Below are 20,974 nucleotides of genomic sequence, written 5' to 3'. Positions count from 1 at the left end.
TATTTGTTGTATGAAGAACTGGGATGATAGAAAAATAATCTTTTAATAAGATAATTTAATCATTGTATCCATAATTTATTCACAAATTTATCCACAGAATTGTGAACAAGAAAATATCTATGTTTTCTTGTCGAAAATACATAGGCACGCTACATTACTTTTCGGTTTATATCGGAATTTTTCAAAATTAAGTACATCGAGCCGTTTGTTTAATATTCTCGTATTTTTCATAAGTTATCTAATCTATTGAATAAAATATGTTGCAATTGCAAAATAATGTAAATGCCACCAACAAACAGGGAGATTAGCGCGTGTTTTCAATTATCCAAGCTGCTGGTTGGCCGATATGGCCGATCATTTTTGCTTCCATCGTAGCAGTTGCCATTATCGGCGAGCGCTTATGGAGTCTGCGACTGAGCAAAGTCTCGCCGCGGGATTTACTGCCAAAAGTGTTACAGGAATATCATAAAGCGGGGATTAGCGCTGAAATGCTGTCGCGTTTGCAGAGCAATTCACCGCTCGGGCGTATCTTTGTAGCGGGGCTCAGGAATGTCGGCAGTTCACGGGAAATCATGAAAGAGTCTATTGAAGAAGCGGGCCGTGGGGTGGCGCATGAGCTTGATCGCTATCTTACTACACTTGGAACTATTGCTTCCTTGAGCCCATTAATGGGATTATTCGGAACACTCATTGGCATGATCGAAATTTTCGGCTCCAATGCGCCCACAGGCAGTAATCCGGCACAACTTGCCCATGGCATATCTATAGCATTGTATAATGCTGCGTTTGGCATACTGGTGGCAATACCGAGTATGATTTTTTACCGGCATTTTCGTGCCAAAGTAGATGCTCTGGTCATGGAAATGGAATTGCAAGCGTTAAAGCTGGTTGAGGTTGTGCACGGTGAGCGGCAAATTTAAACAAGGAAAGTGTGACATAAGTTGAATTCAGTGTGGTGGTTACTGGCATATCTAAAATTTGACTGAGCCTCCTCGGGCGTATCCATACATGTATGCCACAGCATTTTACTGCTGCTTTCTCTGAGAAGTTGCACTTTTCCATTATTGTTTAATTTTAAAGGAGTTGTTTTGTCGAATCGAGGTTGTTCCCTTGTTACTGGGGGAGGAGGCTTTATCGGGGCGCATCTGGTGAGGCAGTTGCTGGAACAAGGCGAAACAGTGAAAGTATTAGAGCTTGCCGATACTTCATTGCCGAGCGATGTGGAAGTGATACAAGGTTCGGTGAATGATGTCGATACAGTTCGCCGTGCTCTAAAAGGTGTACAGCGTCTCTATCACTTGGCGGCAAATCCAAATTTATGGGCACAAGACAAGCATATTTTCAAGCAAGTGAATTATCAAGGGACGTGCACCGTGTTGTCAGAGGCAGCACGAGCTGATCTGGAAGTATTGGTATATACTTCTACCGAATCGATTCTGACTAGCAGGCGGCAAGGAGGCGATCCTATTGATTCATCGGTCATACGCGAACTTAATGAAATGCCGGGTCCCTATTGTCGCTCAAAATTTCTTGCAGAGCAGGCAGCTTTCGAGGCGGCAAAGAATGGATTGCCAGTAGTCATCGTTTCCCCGACATTACCAATTGGACCTGGAGATCGCAGGATCACTCCTCCCACGCGCATGATACTAAATTTTTTAAACTGTAAAATACCTGCTTATCTCGATTGCAGATTTAATATGGTTGATGTACGGGATGTAGCCAGAGGACATATCCTGGCAGCTCAGCATGGCCGTCCGGGAGAGCGTTATATCCTGGGGCATGAAAATCTGACTTTGGGTGATTTGCTGCGAATGATCGAAGAAATTACTGGATTGGCCATGCCGAAATTGCGCATTCCTCATTGGGTGGCTCTTATTGTGGGCGCATTCTCTGAATTGACAGCCGATTATATTACGCATGCCTCCCCCAAGGCGCCATTGACAGGTGTCAGACTAGCAGCGCGCTCCATGTTTTTTGAGAGTGATAAGGCCGTGCAAGAATTGGGTTTCAAGCAAAGTTCGCTCCGTCAGGCATTGATCGACCAAATAGAATGGTTGGTTAAAGAAGGATACGTGACGCGTTCCTTACCATTACAGCAAAATGTTTGATAAACCATGCTTCTTCATCGAATCTTGTTTAATTCTTGCTGCAAGGTATTTTAATGTCTATTATCCAAGCCAATCATTTTAGCAGGGTCGTAGGCTAGTTCTGGGTATGAGACTAAGTTGCTTGGCAGTTATATTGTTATATTTCTTGATTATTCTCTGTGCAGGTTGCGCTTCCGCACCAAAAAATGAGGACGGTATGGATGCGGGCGATCCCTATGAATCTGCTAATCGAAAATCTTATTGGTTTACGGATGTGATTGATCGGAGTATTTTAGAGCCTGTGGCAGATGTCTATATAGAACATGTTCCTCAAGCAATGCAGCGTCCCATCAGCAATTTTTATCGCAACCTCTCTTATCCCAATGTGGCATTGAATGCTTTTTTGCAAGGGAAGGTTCGTCAAGGGTTTGAGGACACGCTGCGCTTCGTAATTAACTCAACGATTGGTTTATTTGGGCTCGCTGATATGGCGGGCCATATGGGCTTTAAGGAAAATAATGAGGATTTCGGACAGACTTTAGCAGTCTGGGGTATCAATAGAGGCTCTTATGTATTTATTCCCATTTATGGGCCAAGTAACCGCCGCGATATAGCGGATTTGCCAGTAAGTTTTTTTGCTGATGCATTGTTCTACGCAAGCTATGCGATCAGCGGACCAGCAATGATTCCCATTCTATTTTTAAGAGTTGTAGATAAACGCGCACGACTTTCGGGTCCAATGAAAATACGTGATCAATCGGCTCTAGATCCGTATTTGTTTGTGCGCGAAGCCTATTTGCAGCAGCGTGAATTTTTGATTCATGACGGAAATCCTCCTTCTGATCGCTATAATGATTTTCTTTTGGACGAGGAGGAGAGTGAAGAAGTGAATGATGTTGCTAAATAGATCAGTTTCGTGAGCGATTTATTGTCGTAACCAATGCGGTTTGATGCTACGGAGCCCACCTGGATAACATGATTTCGTAGTTAGATCAAACTATCAAAGAAAGAATTTCTTTTAAAATGAGTATATTGCAATATATGTTGAATAGAGGTTCTAATATTTATGTCTAGAATGTCGCAACAAATCTTTGACTTTATAAATATAAAAAAAGCAGCTCTGGTGGGTCAATGGTTGAAATCAAGCAGAACAACTGTAGAAGAGGGCGATACATCAAGGCTGAATAGTGCAATCTCTTCAGCACGCAACACATTAATTGCTTCACAAAAAAAAGATGGCCATTGGTGTTTTCCGTTAGAAGCAGATTGCACTATTCCTGCTGAATATATCCTAATGATGCATTTCATGGATGAAGTAGATAGTGCGTTGGAAAACAAACTAGCCCGCTTTATTCGCGAACAGCAGGATATGATGCATGGCGGTTGGGCACTTTATTATGGTGGCGCATTTGATCAAAGCTGTAGCGTCAAAGCTTATTACGCCTTGAAACTGGCTGGGGATTCTCCCGATGCGCCACATATGGTGCGCGCCCGTTCTGCTATCCTGGCGCATGGTGGGGCAGCGCGCGCCAATGTGTTCACCCGATTATTGCTTGCTATGTATGGTCAGATACCTTGGCGTGGTGTTCCGTTTGTCCCGGCAGAGATCATTCTGTTCCCGCGCTGGTTTCTTTTTCATCTCAGGAAAGTGGCATACTGGTCGCGCACTGTCATGATTCCACTTTCTATTCTGTGTTCCCTAAAAGCGAAGGCGGCTAATCCAAGGAATATTCATGTGCGGGAATTATTCACGATTCCGCCCGAAGAAGAACAGAACTATTTTCCAGTCCGTACGCCGCTTAATCGATTTTTTTTGTATATGGAACGATTGGGCGCGAAACTTGAACCGCTGATTCCATCCTTTGTACGTAAAATGGCTTTACGCCGTGCAGAACACTGGGTGATCGAACGGCTCAATGGCGAATGTGGACTGGGGGCAATTTTTCCTGCTATGGTCAATGCCTATGAGGCACTGGCGCTACTTGGCTATGCTTATGATCATCCCTATCGGCAGCAATGTCGCTTGGCACTTCAGGGGTTGTTGGTCGATGAGGGTGAACGTGCATGGTGTCAGCCTTGCACCTCCCCAGTTTGGGATACTGTTTTAACCTGCCTTGCCTTACAGGAAGACAGGGATGCTGATCAGAGGCCCATTCGGCGAGCCCTTGATTGGCTCATTCCGAATCAAATACTTGATGCACCCGGCGACTGGCGTGAGATTCGCCCGAACTTACCAGGTGGTGGCTGGGCATTTCAGTATGCTAACCCGCATTACCCAGATCTGGACGATACCGCGGCAGCAGCCTGGGCGTTGCATCAAACCGATTCTGCTGATTATCAGGTAAGCGTCAGGCGTGCTGCAGACTGGCTCGCAGGCATGCAATCAAGTAACGGTGGATTTGCTGCTTTCGACATTGATAATACTTATTATTATCTCAATGAAGTTCCCTTTGCCGATCACGGTGCTTTGCTTGATCCACCGACAAGCGACGTGACGGCCCGTTGTACCGGTTTCTTGGCCTTGTATGGTGATCAGCGACATAAGCATGCAGTGGAACGTGGCCTGGCCTGTTTATTTAGTGAACAAGAAACCAGCGGCGCTTGGTTTGGTCGTTGGGGAAGTAATTATATTTATGGCACTTGGTCTGTGCTGGAAGCTATGCGGCTGGCAAATGTTGACAAGGAGCAGCCGGCTGTTCGCCGTGCGGTTCAGTGGTTGAAATCGGTTCAGCGTGAGGATGGCGGCTGGGGGGAAACCAATGATACCTATTTCGACCCGCAGCGCGCGGGGCAATTTGAGCAGAGTACTTCATTTCAGACTGCATGGGCATTACTTGGTCTGATGGCAGTTGGTGAGGTCCATAGTCATGCAGTGCAGAGAGGAATTAAATATCTGATAGAGACACAGAGTGCAGATGGATTATGGTATGAACCATGGTTTACGGCGCCAGGCTTTCCTCGGGTGTTTTATCTGAAATATCATGGTTATTCGAAATATTTCCCGCTGTGGGCGTTAATCCGGTATCGGGCGCTGACAAAAGGGAGCATCGCGTGAGCCTCGTTGGGATAGTCACAGCACTGCGCGCGGAAGCGAAATGTATTACACCGCGTCGACTGCCTTTCAATGAAATGGTGCGTCTTAGAGAAGGCACCGCCATCTGGCTATGTGGCATGGGAGGGGAAGCTGCCCGGCAGGCTGCAGCTGGAATGCGCGGTAGAGGCGTATCGGCACTCATGAGCTTTGGCGTGGCAGGTGCGCTGGATGAAACCCTGCGCCCGGGTGATTTGGTTCTCCCTGAATGCATTCATGCGGAATATGCGCATCCTGTTACCTTGGAATGGCGTGCACGCATCATGCAGCATTTACCTAGGCATGTGAAAGTTGCCGGCGGCACATTGGCTACCAGTCATCAAGTTTTAACCTCAGAAGCTGAGAAACGTGAATTTTCTGCCAGAAATGGCGCTTGCGCGGTCGATATGGAAAGTGGCGCCATTGCCGAGATCGCGGCCAATGCCGGTATTCCGTTTGTGGCAGTACGCGCGATTACCGATCCACTCGAGTTTTCACCACCACCGACTTTACTAGGAGCGATCTATCCTGATGGCAGCGTCAACACACTGCATTTGCTGAAGTTAGTTTTGTGCCGGTCGGTCAATGTGAGTACCTTGCTGCGTCTAGCGCCGAGTATGCGTGCAGCCTGTGCTACGCTGCTGTCGGTGGTAAAACATGCTGATATTGAACTGGGTGGTGCATTTTCACCACAATATTAATTATTCTCACAATAAGCGGCTTTTGTCGCCGCGGCTAAATCCTAATAGTGATTGATCAATCTGCCTGCCGAAGGCGATCACCTTGAATAATTCACCCATTTCGGCCGGGCTGACCAATCTTTGTAATTGATTGGCCAATGGTAAATATTGATAGGTATTGTCTGCAGGTGTTTGCGACAAAATCTCGGTAATACCGCAATTGATCAGAAAATTCGCCTGACTGGTGTAGCCAAGCAACTGAAGCTCATTGTGCAATGCAACATGGGTGATCGCACTGAAGTCAACATGGCTGGTGATATCCTGCAATCCTGGCAAATAAAAGGGATCACCATGCACATGGTGACGGTAGTGGCACATCAATGTTCCCTGACTGCGCTGCGGATGGTAATACTCGCTTTGTCCAAAACCGTAGTCAATCAGCAAAATGACACCGCGGTGAAGTAACTGCGTCAGGGTGCGTATGAAATGGCGGTTTGTTAAACTGATCTCGCTGAGGTAGTGGAAAGCATGGTGATTTACTGCCTCCTTGTGTGGCGGTAATTCCTGGGCAATTTCAAACAGTTCTCCGGCAATCAAAGGGCGCTCTTGCCAGGCAAAAGCATCATGATTCGAGGTAACGCCACGCTCATAGAGATGCTGATTCTGCCATACCACCAGATGAACCGGCATGGCATCGAGCACTTCATTGGCAAGGATAAGTCCATTAAATTCATGAGGCAAAGTAGTGAGCCAATGAATGACAGAGGCAAGATGCGGTGCATATTTTTCGAATAATTCGTGCTGCCGTTGCTGTAAATCAGCGCTGACTTCCAGAATAAAGTATCTTCGAGGTAAGCAGTTTAGTTGCTCCAGCTCAAGCAGTAGATCGAGCGCCAGCTTGCCAGAACCTGCACCAAATTCCAGAATGTCGTTCCCGCCAATCAGTTCGAATACCTGTGCTGCCTGCCGTGCAATGGTTTTACCAAATAAGGAAGATATTTCTGGTGCCGTGACAAAATCACCAGCATGACCGAATTTTTCGGCACCGGCACTGTAGTAGCCCAGACCCGGTGTATAGAGCGCTGTTTCCATAAAATCAGCGAACGAAATCCAGCCACCCGCAGTTATGATTTTTGCGTGAAGAGCATTTTGTAACGCATGACTATGTCGCAGCGCAATTTCGCTGGGGGGAGGTAAGGTATTGGTAGGCATTTGCAATGAAACGGTTTGTGGTAGATTGTAATCAATAAGTGTAGCGTATGTGAAAGGGGAAAAGCGGATGACTGTGAAAAATAAAGTGATTCTGGTCACAGGCGGGGCCAAGCGTGTGGGGGCGGCCATTTGTTGTAAGCTGCATACCCAGGGGGCAAAGCTGATGGTGCACTACCGTTCTTCTCAGAATGATGCACAAATGTTACGGCAGGCCCTCGAACAAATGCGCCCAGACTCAATTGGATTGATTCAGGCCGATTTGCTGGATATTGAGCGATTGTCAGACTTGATCGAAGAAACCATCCGGCGATTCGGGAAACTGGATGCATTGGTGAATAATGCTTCCAGTTTTTTTCCCACGCCAATCGGCCAGCTTACTGAAGAAGCCTGGGTGGATTTGATTGGCAGTAATCTTAAGGCGCCTTTGTTTTTATCACAAGCAGCGATGCCATATCTGGAAAAACAGCATGGCTGCATCGTCAATATCGTGGATATTCATGTGGAACAGCCGCTAAAAAACTATGTCATCTATAACGCCGCCAAGGGCGGATTGGCTGCACTCACCCGATCGCTGGCATTGGAACTCGCACCGTCCATTCGTGTGAATGGGGTATCACCTGGCCCTATTCTGTGGCCTGAGCATGAAGAATGGATTGATAAATCGTTACGCAAAGAGATCATAGACAGGACGCTGCTCAAGCGTATGGGCGAGCCAGAGGATATTGCTAAAGCTGTTTATTTCCTGATTGCGGATGCGCCTTATATTACCGGTCAGATTATAGCTGTGGATGGCGGGCGCAGTATTAATTTGTGAGGCCGGTTCTAACTCATCGCCTACTTTTTGCTGTTTGCTGCAGCATGATGTCGCAGTTTACCTTTGCATTATTCTTGATTAGAAATAAGTCTAGATTGCGCTAATGGCAATCCAAGTTCGATCTTTGGGGTGTTCTGATTGCCTCGATCATAGTGTTGGGCGGTACCTGTTTCCTCATCCGTCTATTTGATAAGCAATCTCACCAAAATTTGCAAAGCTCGTTTTATCGACTCCGCGTTCTGTCGTCTTGCGCCTGAGGTGCTCATCATAATTTTTTTGCGACTTCTCGACATTCCTTATCATGCTTGATAGAAAAAAGATAGTTGCCGCAATGGGTATATTATTTGGTATGCTGATAATTACCAATCACTTTATGCCTATATGACTCGCACTCAAAGAAAAGCTATCATGGGTAATAACACTTTCAATCTCGATAAAAATCAACTGGTGCAACGCGCCTTCGATCAAATGGAGCAGCACGTACAGGGCGCTGACTATACATTACGCCAGAAGTTGGCATTGACGTGCCGCATTCTGTTCGATAATGGTCATGATTCCGGTCTTGCAGGACAGATCACGGCGCGTAGTGAACAACCAGCTACTTTTCTGACACAGCGGCTTGGCCTGGGATTCGACGAAATCTGCGCAGGTAATTTGTTGTTGGTCGACGAGCATTTACAGGTACTGGAAGGGGAGGGTATGGCTAATCCTGCCAATCGTTTTCATGCCTGGGTTTATCGGGCGCGTCCCGATGTGCGTTGCATCATTCATACTCATGCTGTGCATACAGCAGCTTTGAGCATGCTGGAAGTCCCTTTGGAGATTTCCCATATGGATAATTGCGTGCTGTATGATGATGTGGTTTTTCTGCCAAAATGGCCGGGGGTGCCGGTAGGGAATGAGGAGGGTGAGTTGATTGCGTCTGCGCTGGGTAATAAACGTGCTCTATTATTGGCGCACCATGGCTTGCTGGTAGCCTGTAGCAGTATTGAAGAAGCTTGTTTGCTGGCGCTTGCGTTTGAGCGGGCTGCGCGCATGCATCTGCTGGCTGCCTCAGTCGGCAAAATTAAGCCGATAAACCCTGAGCTTGGCCGTGAAGCACATGACTGGATTCTGCGTGCACAACGCAGCGCAGCCGCATTTTCCTATTATGCGCGCCGCAGCCTGAAACAGCAGCATAATGCGGATTGCTTGCTAGAATGAGCTTGATTCGTTTTGCTTCCCTGACGCAGCGCTTCGCGATCTGGTTTGCCTTGGTCGCTCTGTTACCTATTGTTCTGATTGGCTATAGTCTATTGCAAACGTTTGAGACCGAGATGCATAAGGCAGCCATCCAGCAGGTGTCAGCGATTGCTGATAAAAAGGTCGAACAGATTAATTCTTACCTGCATGAGCGTTCGCGTGAAGCCGTGCTGATTCAGGCAACAGAGACCACTCATGAAGCTATCGCGCAATTCACCCATGTGTTTAATCAGCATGGCATTGATTCTGAGATTTATCATGAGCTTGACTTAAAGTATCGTGAGCACTTTGAGCGCATTGTCGAAGGCGCAGGGTATTACGATGTATTCCTGATCTCCCTGGATGGGTGGATTGTTTTTTCAGCCAGCCATGAGTCTGATTTTGCCACTAACTTACTGACCGGTCCTTATCGGGATACAGGACTGGGGCAGGTATTTCGTCAGGCACTCGAGACGCGTAAGAGCAGCATCTCGAATTTTGAGTATTACGAGCCTTCAAAAGGCGCCATTGCCGCATTTGTCGCTGTTCCCATCATCATTGAAGGTGAAGCGCACGGCGTTTTTGCCCTGCAAATTTATAGCGAACATGTCTTTGAGGTGCTCACCAATAATGTCGGCCTCGGAAAAAGCGGCGAAACGATCGTTACCCGCCTTGAGAACAAACATCAGGCACTGGTGATGGCGCCTTTGCGCGATGAGCCCGATGCCGCCTTAAAACGTATGATTTCTCTGGATGATCCTATTCTTGCTACTGCCATCAAAAAAAGCCTGGATGGTCAAGTGGGTGGTGGGCTGACTATCGATTATCGAGGCAATGAAGTGGTGGCTGCCTGGCGTTATCTCCCAAGTATGAGCTGGGGAATGGTGGTACAGATTGACGTGGAGGAAGCATTTGCATCTGTATTCAGAGTACGCATCATTGGTCTCGTGATTCTGGGTCTGACCTTTATTCTTGTCACGCTTGGTGCGCTATTGTTCAACCGGCGCGTAGTGACACCTTTGAAGAAACTCAATGATGGGGCGCAAGCGATTGCATCGGGAGATCTGCGGCAGCGAGTACCGGTTAAAGGATGGGATGAGATCGGGACGCTGGCGAATGCTTTTAATACCATGACCGAGCGGTTGAATACCAGCTATCGAGAACTGGAAGCACGGGTGGCAGAGCGGACTGCTGAGCTGGAATATGCTAATGCCGAGTTGGCCATCAAGGAAGAAGAAACACGCTCAGTGGTCGAGCATATGGTGGATTGCGTCGTCACGACCGATGAAAGAGGCGTCATGCTATCTGTCAATCCGGTGATGGAAAAATTGTTTGGCTATAACTGCGATGAAGTGATTGGACAAAATGTGGCCATCCTGGTTCCTGAGCCGGATCGAAGCCAACACGAGTATTACATGGAGCGGTATTGCAAGACTGGTCATGGGCAAGAATATGTCGGCCGCCCGTATTTAACTGGCTCGCATGGTATTGGCCTTGGACGCGAAGTGGAAGGAGTGCATAAAAACGGCGAGCTGATTCCTATCTATCTCGCCGTCAGTGAGTATTTTGTAGGCGGGAAGCGTCATTTCACTGGTGTGATGCGCGATATTCGCGAGCATGTAAAAATCATGAAGGATCTGGAAAATGCCCGGCTTGAAGCGGAGCAAGCCAATCAGGCCAAATCAGCTTTTCTGGCGGCGATGAGCCATGAGATTCGTACTCCCATGAATGGGGTCATTGGCATGATTGAAGTTCTGCAGCAATCGAGCCTGACCAGTTATCAAATGGAAATGACCAATCTGATCCGTGAATCAGCGTTTGCACTGCTGGAAATTATTGAGGATATCCTTGATTTCTCAAAAATCGAAGCGGGCAAGATAGAGATAGAGCTGACCCCCATTCCATTGGCGACGGTGGTAGAAAAGGCGTGCAGTATGCTGGAGCATATGGCAACCAGCAAGGGGGTGGAACTGACTTTGTTTACTGACCCTACTATTCCGGAAGAAGTATTGGGTGATGCTTTGCGCTTACGCCAGGTGCTGGTTAACCTGATCAACAATGCGATCAAGTTTTCCAGTAGACAGCAGCAGCCAGGGCGAGTGTCGGTCCAGGCGACCATGATCGAATCAAACCCAGAAGGGGTGATCGTTGCATTTCAGGTAACTGATAATGGTATTGGCATGGATAAAGAGTTGTTGGCGCGTCTTTTTGTGCCATTCAGCCAGGGAGATGCTTCAACGACACGGCGTTTCGGCGGTACTGGTTTAGGTCTGACAATCACTCATCATCTGGTTGAATTAATGGGAGGGGAAATTACCGTAACCAGTACGCCGGATGAAGGCTCCACCTTTAGTGTACACCTGCCATTTAAGCTTTCACCGACCAAACCGGTTACTAGCAAGAATGTGATTGATCTGACAGGACTTTCATGTCTAGTACTAGGGGGTGAAGATAGTTTGGGTAATGATCTGGTTGCCTATCTGAAGCATGCTGGAGCAAACGTTGAGCGCGTGGCTGATCTTGATGCGGCACGTCAGCGAATCAACACACTTTCTTCTGGGCAATGGTTACTGGTGATTGACGCGGGGCATGAGGAGCCGCCAGTGAATGAGTTGCGACTAGCTTTCCGCACTCGGTCAAATCTGAATTCGCATGACAAGCCTCATTTTGTCGTCGTTAAGCGGGGTCGGCGTCATCGGGGGCGCATTGAGGAAGATGGTTCAGTTACGCTGGATGGAAATATCCTGTATCGTCAAGCGTTCCTCCAGGCAGTGGCCGCTGCTGCAGGCAGAGCAAAATTGGAGGAAGAAGTGCCGTCCCTCGAGGGTACTATGCGGATTACGCCACCTTCACGCGAAGAGGCTTTGCAGCAGCGTAAACTGATTCTGGTGGCTGAAGATAATGAAATCAACCAGAAAGTCATACGGCAGCAACTGACTTTGCTGGGTTATGTGGCAGATGTGGTGGCAGATGGAAGAGAAGCATTGCATCGATGGGAAAGTGGTGACTATGCTTTGATCTTGACTGATCTGCATATGCCGGAAATGGATGGTTATCAACTCACCCAATCTATTCGTGCAGCGAAGACAGGACTAACTCATATTCCAATCATTGCGTTGACTGCCAATGCACTTAAGGGCGAAGCTGATAAATGCCGCGCTATTGGCATGGACGATTACTTAAGTAAGCCGGTACAACTGGAGCAGCTCAAAGCAGTCCTGGAAAAATGGTTGCAGGCACCAGAGCATAAGCCTGTCACCCTTAAGGAACAAATTCCTGTCAGCCAGTCAACCATGGCGGTGGATGTGAGTATACTCGAAGCATTAGTAGGTAATGATTCTGCAATCATTCAGGAGTTTCTGCGGGATTTCCGTGCGAATGCCAGGGAAATCAGTGAACAGCTCCGTGCTGCCTACAAAGCCAGCCAGTTCGATAAAGTCAAAGCAAGCGCGCATAAACTTAAATCCTCGGCGCGATCGGTCGGGGCAGTCAGACTGGGGGAATGGTGCGCAAAAATAGAACAAGCAGCCAAAGATAACAATGAAAAAGAATTAGCCGACCTATTGCCGCATTTTGAAGCGGAAATAACAGCCGTGGAAGCTTGTCTAGATACACTGGATAAATCGCAATTGAGGGGTAATGATGAAAATTCACGAGTACCAGGCTAAGGAAATTTTACGCCGATATGGTGTGATAACACCGCAGGGAAGTGTATGTTTCAGCATGGATGAGGCTGTTGCCGCTGCCCAGAAACTGGGGGGAGACAGCTGGGTAGTAAAGGCACAAATCTATGCTGGCGGGCGGGGTAAAGGAGGTGGAGTGAAATTAGCACGATCGCTGGCAGAAATCCGATCACTGACGGAAGCCATGCTGAATAAGCCCTTGATCACGCCACAAACAGGCCCAGATGGCCAGGTAGTGCATCGCCTCTACATTGAGCAGGGAGTAAGTATTCAACATGAATATTATATTGGCATCGTGATAGATCGCAGCCAGCAGCGTGCCTGTCTGATGGCAAGTTCGGAAGGAGGCATGGATATCGAACAAGTTGCAGCCAGCACGCCAGAAAAGATCCATAAGATTCTGATTGACCCTATAGCCGGCCTGACTGATCAGGATGCAGCGACGCTAGCGCACAAAATCGGCATCCCCGCATCCAGTGTGATGGCCACGCAAGTTTTACTGAAAGGTCTTTATCAGGCTTTTGACGAGACGGATGCTTCGCTGCTCGAAATTAATCCGCTTATCGTGACCAATGATGGTCAGGTGCTGGCGCTGGATGCAAAAATGAATTTCGATGATAACGCCTTGTTTCGTCATCCTGATATCGTCGCTTTGCGTGATCTGGATGAAGAAGATCCGATGGAAATCGAAGCTGCCAAGCATGGACTTTCTTATATTCCACTGGATGGTAATATTGGCTGTCTGGTAAATGGCGCAGGACTTGCTATGGCCACGATGGATATCATCAAGCTCTATGGCGGTAATCCAGCCAACTTTCTGGATGTGGGGGGCGGGGCGACTGTTGATAAGGTGACTGAGGCGTTTAAAATCATGCTGCACAATCCAAAATTGCAGGCTATCTTGGTCAATATCTTTGGTGGCATCATGAAATGTGATGTCATTGCTGAAGGTGTCACGGCTGCTGCGCGAGAAGTGAAGTTGTCGGTACCGTTGATTGTGCGTCTGGAAGGGACCAATGTGGAACTGGGTAAGAAAATTTTGGCTGAATCAGGATTGCCGGTTATTTCAGCAACGAATATGGCCGATGCTGCTGAGAAAGCCGTGCGTGCAGCAGTAAAGGGGGCTTAGATCATGTCTATCCTGATTAATCGCCATAGCCGTGTGATTACACAGGGCATTACCGGTAAAACAGGGCAGTTTCATACCCGGCTATGCCGTGAGTATGCGTATGGGCAGCAATGTTTCGTGGCGGGCGTCAATCCTAATAAACCGGGTGAACAGTTTGAAGGTATTCCCATTTATGCCACCGTGCAGGAGGCCAAGGAAGCTACCGGTGCGACTGTCTCGGTCATTTATGTTCCCCCTGCTTTTGCTGCGGCAGCGATTGATGAAGCGGTGGCGGCAGATCTTGATCTGGTTATCTGCATCACGGAAGGGATACCGGTGCGTGATATGCTGCGCACCCGCTATAAGATGGCGGGACGGAAAACACTGCTGATTGGGCCAAATTGCCCTGGCATCATCACGCCCGATGAAATCAAGATTGGTATCATGCCCGGTTATATTCATAAAAAAGGGCGCATTGGGGTGGTTTCCCGCTCCGGTACGCTAACGTATGAAGCGGTTGCACAACTCATGGCATTAGGGTTAGGGCAATCTACCTGCATTGGTATCGGTGGTGATCCGATCAATGGGTTGAAGCACCTCGATGTGATGAAACTGTTCAATGAAGATGATGAAACCGATGCGGTATTAATGGTAGGCGAGATCGGCGGCTCGGATGAGGAGGATTGTGCGCGCTGGGTTAAAGACAACATGAAAAAACCTGTCGTTGGCTTTATTGCGGGGGTGACAGCACCGCCGGGCAAGCGTATGGGACATGCAGGAGCGATTATTGCGGGCGGTAAGGGAACTGCCCAGGAGAAAATCGCTGTCATGGAAGAATGCGGCATTCGTGTCACGCGTAATCCGGCAGAAATGGGTAAATTGCTCAAGTCAGTATTGTGACAATGTGGATATCAAATAATTGTAGATAAAAGATAAAAAAGGAAGTGAGTAATGCATCGAATTTCAGTAGTAAGTTTCATTATTTTGCTTGCAAGTTGTGCAACGACTGGGCCATACCCGCCATCGCCCAAGCCTGTCAGACCCCAGCCTGAATCACAGATAACGCCGGCGCCAGCCCAGCGTCCGGCGGGTTCTTTACCACCCAGTACGCGACCAGCCTATAATCTCAGTGGTTATCCTCCTGCGACCAAGGAGGGTTACATCGATGGTTGTGAAACTGCGAAAAAAACACGCTATGGGTACAAGGATGAACAGCGCTATCGTGACGACGGGCAGTACCGGATGGGATGGGATGATGGCTTTGCCATTTGCCGTGGTGCACGCTAGTTAAGTGCAAACACGCGAAATTGTTCAACCTTGGCTAATTCAGATGAAGTCATTTTTGACCAGCTTAAAGCCCGGATTAACTGCCACGCTTGCCTTTTTATTAGTATTTTCAACATTGGTCGCGTTACCTGTTCTATCTGCTGCCATTCCGGATACTGTCCGCCAGGAATTAAAGCGAGTGGGGATTCCGGAGGAAGCGATCGGTATTTATGTCAAAGATGTGAATGCCAAACGACCCATGCTTGCAGTCAATTCGAAGATGGCCTTGAATCCTGCCTCTGTGATGAAATTGGTAACGACGTATGCCGGTTTGGAACTACTTGGTCCTGCCTACAGTTGGCGCACTGAAATTTATGCGCTGGGCAAGGTGGAAGATGGTGTTTTACATGGGGATCTGGCAATCAAGGGGTACGGCGATCCTCATCTCAATCTGGAAAATTTCTGGTTACTGGTTCGCCAGATCCGGCAGACTGGTCTGAAAAAAATCACGGGTGATTTGATTCTGGATACCAGCTATTACAATGTTGCGGCGGGTGACCCGGGTGCTTTTGATGGTGATCGCTACAAAACCTATAATGTTTTTCCAGAGGCGATATTGGTCAATTATCGCGCCTCAGCCTTGCATCTGATGCCTCAGGCAGACAATAACAGCGTGCGCGTGGTAGTTGATCCTGCTTCGGATTTGCTCGATTTACAGAATAATTTGAAGCTGACTCGCAATCATTGTGGTGACTGGCGTAATCAGCTTAGTATCGATGTGCGCAAACAGAAGGGAAATAATGACCGGATGACAGTTATTCTCAATGGTGATTATTCGAGTCAGTGTGGCCAGAATACCTATCATATGAGCTTGTACGAAAACTCGGTTTATGTGCATGACTTGTTTAAAAAGTTATGGGGACAGCAAGGTGGTTCATTTCGTGGTGCCGTGCGCAATGGTATGGTGCCAGCAGGAATATCGCCTCTCAGAGTGTATCAATCACCGCCACTCGCAGACATCATTCGCGGAATCAATAAATTCAGCAATAACGTTGCTGCCCGGCAGCTCTATTTGGCGCTCGGGGAAACGGCCATTTCGCCCAATGGCACCACATCAGTTTCGCCGGATCAGGCCGATATGGCTATTAAGCGATGGCTGTTTGCTAAGCGCCTAAATTTTTCTGATCTGGTTGTGGAGAACGGCTCTGGATTATCGCGTAAGGAGCGTATTAGCGCATACCAGATGGGGGAACTCCTGGTAACTGCATTCCTAAGTCCGGTGATGCCTGAATTCATCTCCTCCTTGGCGATTGCCGGAGTAGATGGCACCATGAAAAACCGCTTCAGGGGGGGGCTGGTTGCAGGGAAGGCACATATGAAAACGGGTACGCTTAATGAGGTATCGGCGATTGCTGGCTATCTACTGGACCATAAAGACAGACGTATCGTGGTTGTTTTCTTTGTCAATCATCCACAAGCAGGTAACGCCCGCTCGGCCATGGATGCATTGATCAGTTGGGTGTACGAAAGAGCATAAGAATCGCTGTATGTCGTATCGGATCGATATAGAGAGGAGAGAAGAATGATATCTGCAAGAATGAGTGCTGCTTTGCGCATGTTGTTGCTGATGCTGGGTATCAGTTATGTGTCTGCGAGCTGGGCAGATAAAGTAACAGGGCTTTTTTCTGCGCAGCAATCATGCCCAGCCTATGTTTCCAAAAATAAGCTGACCAACCCGGACCATGTCCAGATAATGGCGGGTGAAGATTATGAGACACTTGAGGTCAATAGAGCTGATCGCCCTAGCTGGTATCGAATTATCGTGCCTAACGCCAATCCTAAGGCACGCTGGGTCAGCGCCGAATGTGGTCAGTTCCAGACTGGACAAGATAACGCAACAGGAAGCAGTGTCTGCAACATTGCTGGTCAGTTGGATAGTTATGTACTCGCACTCTCGTGGCAACCTGCATTTTGTGAAACGAAACCCGAAAAAACAGAGTGCCAGCTTAACGATCCTGCCTCTTATCAAGCGCGGCATTTTACCCTGCACGGCTTATGGCCCAATAAACGGCAATGCGGGATTAGTTATGGGTTTTGCGGCGAGATTCGTGCCAAGAGAGACAAGTTTTGTGATTATCCGGAAATCAAATTAGATGTAGATTCTCATGTTTCATTGGCGGAAGTCATGCCGAGCGTCAAAGCAGGCTCTTGTCTCGAACGTCATGAGTGGCATAAGCACGGGACTTGCCAGACAGCTTGGTCAATGGAGGAATATTTTGATCTGTCAGTGGATCTAACCCGTCAATTCAATGAATCGGGTATGGCTTATTTCATGAATCGCAGAATTGGACAGTCAGTGCGTACTGATGATTTTTTAAATCGGCTAGCGGCTGTCCTCGGAGCAGCGGCGCGCGAGCGGGTTAAATTGAAATGTGAGCAGGGCATGCTGGTGGAAGTGCAGATGAGTCTGGGTGCTGAGCTGACAATGGGGGAAGATCTCGAAAGGTTGATGGCGAATGCACCCGTCCAGAGTGGTTCAAATTGTGGAGCGGCTTTCCAGATCGATGCGATTGGACTGAGCCGGTAGCGGCATAATATTCTAATCGAGTTGACTGTCCAGTCCGCTCTCGGCAATCTCAGCGGCACGCAGGATGGCTTTGGCTTTGTTTTGTGTTTCAATCCATTCGTTCTGGGGCACTGAGTCGGCAACAATGCCGGCGCCTGCCTGGACGTGTAATTTGCCATCCTTGATCACACCGGTACGAATTGCAATGGCCAGGTCCATATCACCATTGAAGCCCAGATAACCGACTGCACCGGCGTAAATACCACGTTTGGAAATTTCCAATTCATCGATGATTTCCATTGCCCTGACCTTGGGTGCGCCACTGACCGTACCCGCTGGAAAAGTGGCGCGTAATACATCGATTGCATTCAAGCCGGGCTTGAGTTGGCCTTCCACATTGGAAACGATATGCATGACATGCGAATAGTGTTCGATTTGCATGTTCTCAGTGACGTTGACTGTGCCGGTTTGGGCGACACGCCCGATGTCATTACGCCCCAAATCCATCAGCATGACATGCTCGGCACGTTCCTTGGGATCTGCTAGCAAATCAGCCGCCAGTGCTGAATCTTCCTGCATACTCTTGCCACGCGGACGCGTCCCGGCGATTGGTCGCACTGTTACCATGTTATTTTCAAGCCGCACCAGAATCTCGGGAGAGGCGCCAATGATATGAAAATGATCCAGATGATAATAAAACATGTAGGGGGAGGGATTAAGACTGCGCAGCGCGCGATAAAGCGCAAGCGGGGAAGCTGAATAAGATTTGCTGGTACGTTGTGAAAGGACGACCTGCATGATATCCCCTTCGACAATATAGTGTTTTGCCCGTTCCACGGCTGCGATGAAATCAGCTTCACTGAATTCACACACGGCAGCACTGGGACTGCTCGGTTTCTCAATGGGAATAGTTAATGGCTGTCGCAGTTTGCTCAACAGCTCTTTTAGCCGGTTTTTTCCTGCTTGATAAGCATTATCTGATGCTGGATCAATATAGATGATGAGATAAAGTTTGCCAGAAAGATTATCAACTACGGCCAATTCTTCGGATAACAAGAGCAGCACATCCGGTGTATGCAACGTATCAGGGCGCGCATGGCCGACCAGTCTTGGTTCGATATAACGTACTGTGTCATAGGCAAAATAACCAACGAGCCCTCCACAGAAACGAGGTAGGCCGGGGTAGGGGGCAATTTTGAAATGAGCAAGGTAGGATTCAATAAAGTCCAGCACATTTTCAACATTGATTTTATTGGAGCCAGAATACCCAATGATTTCGACGTTATTGCCATACGCCTCTATGCGCGTCTTTGTAGGCAACCCGATGACAGAGTATCGCCCAAAACGCTCGCCACCTAGTACTGATTCCAGTAAATAGGAATAGGGTTGATTGGCGAGTTTGAGATAAACTGAAAGCGGTGTATCAAGATCAGCAAAGGTTTCCAGTACCAGAGGAATGCGGTTGTAGCCCTGTGCTACCAAATCATTGAATTCACTTTGAGTCACACGCTTACCTCATCGAAAAAAAGAATGATGCGCATCAAGCAGATTGTTTATCCAGAATATAGAGCGACGTGACTGCCATGGAAAATTATTCAGCACGCCTTGTTAACTGCTAATTCGTTTTTTTATTAATTTGGATGCCTCAAGCAGTGAAGCAATGATTGCATCGCAGTCTAGCTTGCGTACGTCTTGCCCCTCATTATAACCGTAGGGCACGCAGAAGATATTGCAGCCTGCTGCCCTTGCTGCAATCGCGTCATTGAGAGAGTCGCCGATTAACAATAATTCACAAGGTTCAATTTGAAAGTGTTTGCAGGCATGCAGCAATGGCATGGGATCTGGTTTCTTTTTTGGCAAGCTGTCACCCGACAATACGATCTCGAAATAATCCAGCAAGTTGGTTGCACGTAGCAATGGCAAAGTAAATGCTTCAGCTTTATTGGTGATGCAGGCTAGCTGAAACCCTTCCTTTTTGAGCGCATTTAATCCATCAACCACCCCCGGATAGGGGTGGGTATGAGTATACAAATTTTCACCATAATTTCGCTCATAAATAGGCAAAGCTTTGGTGAATAATTCAGGATCTGGCTCATTTTCCAGGCTATTTGTCAGCGAACGTTTCACCAATTTCTGAATGCCTTTTCCTATGAAGGATTGGATGGTAGCGAGCGGTAATTCCGGTTTGCCCAGTTCAAGTAGCATCTTATTCGCGGCAAAGGCGAGATCCATGGCTGTATCAAGCAGCGTGCCATCCAAATCGATGACGACAGCCTTAATCTGGAGAGGAAACTCAATTTCTGTGGTACAGCAGTCAGTGCGTTGCAAATTATTCTGATCCATTCGTTTTTATTAGGGTGGTAGGTAAAAATCAATACTAAATTTTTGCTAGCTCTGCGCGCATTGCTGAGATGATCGTATCATAGCGATGGGGGTCACTGTCTTTGCCAGCGCCATAAATGGCTGATCCAGCAACAAAAGTATCCGCACCTGCCCGCGCGATTTCAGCAATATTATCAACTTTTACACCACCGTCGATTTCCAACAGAATATCTTTGCCGCTGGCATCGATGCGCTTACGTACGGCTTGTAATTTGTTAAGCGCTTCCGGGATGAATGTTTGACCGCCGAAGCCGGGATTGACCGACATGATCAAGACTAAGTCCAGTTTATCCAGGACATGATCGAGATAACTTAGTGGTGTAGCGGGATTAAAGACCAAGCCTGCTTTGCATCCTTGTTCTTTGATTAGACCGATCGTGCGGTCGATATGATTGGATGCTTCCGGGTGGAAAGAAATAATGTTAGCGCCTGCCTTGGCAAAATCAGGAATAATGCGATCCACCGGCTCAACCATCAAATGCACGTCAATCACTGCGTTGGTTAGTGGGCGTATTGCTTCACATACCAACGGGCCAATCGTCAGATTGGGGACGTAGTGATTATCCATGACATCAAAGTGAATGATATCCGCGCCCGAATCGAGCACATTGGTGATTTCTTCGCCCAATTTGGCGAAATTTGCCGATAGAATACTCGGAGCGATGCGATACATGATTGAATTAACCTCTCAGAAATTAAATCGTGCATTTTAACCGTAAATGAGCATTTCGCGTTAATGTTAATCTTCTGTGGCTCGCTTCTTAGAGTCTGTTCAAAGTCTTTGCAGTAACAATGCCAAGAAAGCAAGATGGACGAACTGTAGGCTGGTGTTGAGTTTACGTTCACAATTTTTCCACAGCCGACGGCATTTTTCCAACCATGCGA

17 protein-coding genes and 1 pseudogene are annotated in these 20,974 nt (G+C 47.8%); 13 read left to right on the top strand and 5 right to left on the bottom strand.

The genetic code is table 11. The annotated features are described in order from the left end of the window. Positions 1–311: 311 nt before the first annotated feature. The 5 genes from J5I83_RS14120 to J5I83_RS14100 all read left to right on the top strand — a co-directional run bounded on the left by J5I83_RS14120 (position 312) and on the right by J5I83_RS14100 (position 5,858). Positions 312–920, top strand: a complete 609-nt coding sequence (locus J5I83_RS14120) for a MotA/TolQ/ExbB proton channel family protein (protein ID WP_304057293.1) — start codon at positions 312–314, stop codon at positions 918–920. A 168-nt stretch (positions 921–1,088) separates the two neighbouring features. Then, positions 1,089–2,108, top strand: coding sequence for a hopanoid-associated sugar epimerase (hpnA, locus tag J5I83_RS14115; protein WP_304057290.1), 1,020 nt, complete (start codon positions 1,089–1,091; stop codon positions 2,106–2,108). A gap of 196 nt (positions 2,109–2,304) precedes the next feature. Beyond that, complete coding sequence (locus J5I83_RS14110) at positions 2,305–2,994, top strand: VacJ family lipoprotein (protein ID WP_304057288.1); 690 nt, start codon at positions 2,305–2,307, stop codon at positions 2,992–2,994. 168 nt (positions 2,995–3,162) lie between these two features. Continuing rightward, positions 3,163–5,142 (top strand): squalene--hopene cyclase, encoded by a 1,980-nt coding sequence (gene shc, locus J5I83_RS14105; RefSeq protein ID WP_304057342.1) that lies wholly within the window; start codon positions 3,163–3,165, stop codon positions 5,140–5,142. Next, the gene (locus J5I83_RS14100) at positions 5,139–5,858 is read left to right on the top strand and encodes a phosphorylase (protein ID WP_304057285.1); all 720 of its coding nucleotides are present in this window, start codon (positions 5,139–5,141) and stop codon (positions 5,856–5,858) included. The genes shc and J5I83_RS14100 overlap by 4 nt, the downstream gene beginning before the upstream one ends. Before the next feature lie 6 nt (positions 5,859–5,864). Here the strand turns inward: J5I83_RS14100 and J5I83_RS14095 are convergent, their stop codons facing one another. Then, positions 5,865–7,049, bottom strand: coding sequence for a class I SAM-dependent methyltransferase (locus J5I83_RS14095; RefSeq protein ID WP_304057282.1), 1,185 nt, complete (start codon positions 7,047–7,049; stop codon positions 5,865–5,867). Between the two features lie 73 nt (positions 7,050–7,122). On the opposite strand from J5I83_RS14095, the gene J5I83_RS14090 reads away from it, so the two are divergent. The 8 genes from J5I83_RS14090 to J5I83_RS14055 all read left to right on the top strand — a co-directional run bounded on the left by J5I83_RS14090 (position 7,123) and on the right by J5I83_RS14055 (position 17,728). Next, on the top strand, positions 7,123–7,863 hold the full coding sequence (locus J5I83_RS14090) for a pteridine reductase (protein ID WP_304057340.1): 741 nt from the start codon (positions 7,123–7,125) through the stop codon (positions 7,861–7,863). A gap of 408 nt (positions 7,864–8,271) precedes the next feature. After that, the gene (locus J5I83_RS14085) at positions 8,272–9,066 is read left to right on the top strand and encodes an aldolase (RefSeq protein WP_304057279.1); all 795 of its coding nucleotides are present in this window, start codon (positions 8,272–8,274) and stop codon (positions 9,064–9,066) included. After that, complete coding sequence (locus tag J5I83_RS14080; protein ID WP_304057277.1) at positions 9,063–12,752, top strand: ATP-binding protein; 3,690 nt, start codon at positions 9,063–9,065, stop codon at positions 12,750–12,752. Before J5I83_RS14085 ends, J5I83_RS14080 begins: the two co-directional genes overlap by 4 nt. Next, a complete protein-coding gene (gene sucC, locus J5I83_RS14075) occupies positions 12,727–13,896 on the top strand; it encodes an ADP-forming succinate--CoA ligase subunit beta (RefSeq protein WP_304057274.1) in 1,170 nt (389 codons plus the stop codon). The genes J5I83_RS14080 and sucC overlap by 26 nt, the downstream gene beginning before the upstream one ends. 3 nt (positions 13,897–13,899) lie before the next feature. Beyond that, on the top strand, positions 13,900–14,775 hold the full coding sequence (gene sucD, locus J5I83_RS14070) for a succinate--CoA ligase subunit alpha (RefSeq protein WP_304057272.1): 876 nt from the start codon (positions 13,900–13,902) through the stop codon (positions 14,773–14,775). A gap of 51 nt (positions 14,776–14,826) precedes the next feature. Further along, positions 14,827–15,162 carry a hypothetical protein gene (locus J5I83_RS14065; protein ID WP_304057270.1) on the top strand — a complete coding sequence of 112 codons (336 nt, stop codon included), beginning with the start codon at positions 14,827–14,829 and terminating at the stop codon, positions 15,160–15,162. 55 nt (positions 15,163–15,217) lie between these two features. Then, on the top strand, positions 15,218–16,678 hold the full coding sequence (dacB, locus tag J5I83_RS14060) for a D-alanyl-D-alanine carboxypeptidase/D-alanyl-D-alanine-endopeptidase (RefSeq protein ID WP_304057267.1): 1,461 nt from the start codon (positions 15,218–15,220) through the stop codon (positions 16,676–16,678). Positions 16,679–16,723: 45 nt separating this feature from the next. Then, positions 16,724–17,728: a ribonuclease T gene (locus J5I83_RS14055; protein ID WP_304057265.1), complete on the top strand. Its 1,005-nt coding sequence runs from the start codon at positions 16,724–16,726 to the stop codon at positions 17,726–17,728. A gap of 12 nt (positions 17,729–17,740) precedes the next feature. On the opposite strand, the gene trpE is transcribed toward J5I83_RS14055, so the two are convergent. The 4 genes and pseudogenes from trpE to J5I83_RS14035 all read right to left on the bottom strand — a co-directional run. Continuing rightward, positions 17,741–19,213: an anthranilate synthase component I gene (trpE, locus tag J5I83_RS14050; RefSeq protein WP_304057263.1), complete on the bottom strand. Its 1,473-nt coding sequence runs from the start codon at positions 19,211–19,213 to the stop codon at positions 17,741–17,743. A gap of 102 nt (positions 19,214–19,315) precedes the next feature. Beyond that, positions 19,316–20,050 (bottom strand): phosphoglycolate phosphatase, encoded by a 735-nt coding sequence (locus J5I83_RS14045; RefSeq protein ID WP_304057260.1) that lies wholly within the window; start codon positions 20,048–20,050, stop codon positions 19,316–19,318. Between the two features lie 34 nt (positions 20,051–20,084). After that, a complete protein-coding gene (gene rpe, locus J5I83_RS14040; protein WP_304057257.1) occupies positions 20,085–20,762 on the bottom strand; it encodes a ribulose-phosphate 3-epimerase in 678 nt (225 codons plus the stop codon). A gap of 99 nt (positions 20,763–20,861) precedes the next feature. Next, positions 20,862–20,974 (bottom strand): annotated as a pseudogene (locus tag J5I83_RS14035) (IS5/IS1182 family transposase); the annotation flags it as partial.

Origin of the sequence: Nitrosomonas communis (assembly GCF_024102715.1) — a bacterium.
Classification (GTDB): domain Bacteria; phylum Pseudomonadota; class Gammaproteobacteria; order Burkholderiales; family Nitrosomonadaceae; genus Nitrosomonas; species Nitrosomonas communis_B.
Note: the sequence above shows the minus strand (reverse complement) of the source record. Positions and strands in the feature narration are given on the sequence as shown.

What these genes read in the sequence shown, in the direction of transcription:
- J5I83_RS14065 (WP_304057270.1), top strand. Translation starts at nt 14,827, where the DNA reads ATGCATCGAATTTCAGTAGTAAGTTTCATTATTTTGCTTGCAAGTTGT.
- sucD (WP_304057272.1), top strand. Translation starts at nt 13,900, where the DNA reads ATGTCTATCCTGATTAATCGCCATAGCCGTGTGATTACACAGGGCATT.
- J5I83_RS14095 (WP_304057282.1), bottom strand. Translation starts at nt 7,049, where the DNA reads ATGCCTACCAATACCTTACCTCCCCCCAGCGAAATTGCGCTGCGACAT.
- J5I83_RS14110 (WP_304057288.1), top strand. Translation starts at nt 2,305, where the DNA reads ATGGATGCGGGCGATCCCTATGAATCTGCTAATCGAAAATCTTATTGG.
- J5I83_RS14080 (WP_304057277.1), top strand. Translation starts at nt 9,063, where the DNA reads ATGAGCTTGATTCGTTTTGCTTCCCTGACGCAGCGCTTCGCGATCTGG.
- shc (WP_304057342.1), top strand. Translation starts at nt 3,163, where the DNA reads ATGTCGCAACAAATCTTTGACTTTATAAATATAAAAAAAGCAGCTCTG.
- J5I83_RS14055 (WP_304057265.1), top strand. Translation starts at nt 16,724, where the DNA reads ATGATATCTGCAAGAATGAGTGCTGCTTTGCGCATGTTGTTGCTGATG.
- J5I83_RS14085 (WP_304057279.1), top strand. Translation starts at nt 8,272, where the DNA reads ATGGGTAATAACACTTTCAATCTCGATAAAAATCAACTGGTGCAACGC.
- rpe (WP_304057257.1), bottom strand. Translation starts at nt 20,762, where the DNA reads ATGTATCGCATCGCTCCGAGTATTCTATCGGCAAATTTCGCCAAATTG.
- J5I83_RS14045 (WP_304057260.1), bottom strand. Translation starts at nt 20,050, where the DNA reads ATGGATCAGAATAATTTGCAACGCACTGACTGCTGTACCACAGAAATT.
- sucC (WP_304057274.1), top strand. Translation starts at nt 12,727, where the DNA reads ATGAAAATTCACGAGTACCAGGCTAAGGAAATTTTACGCCGATATGGT.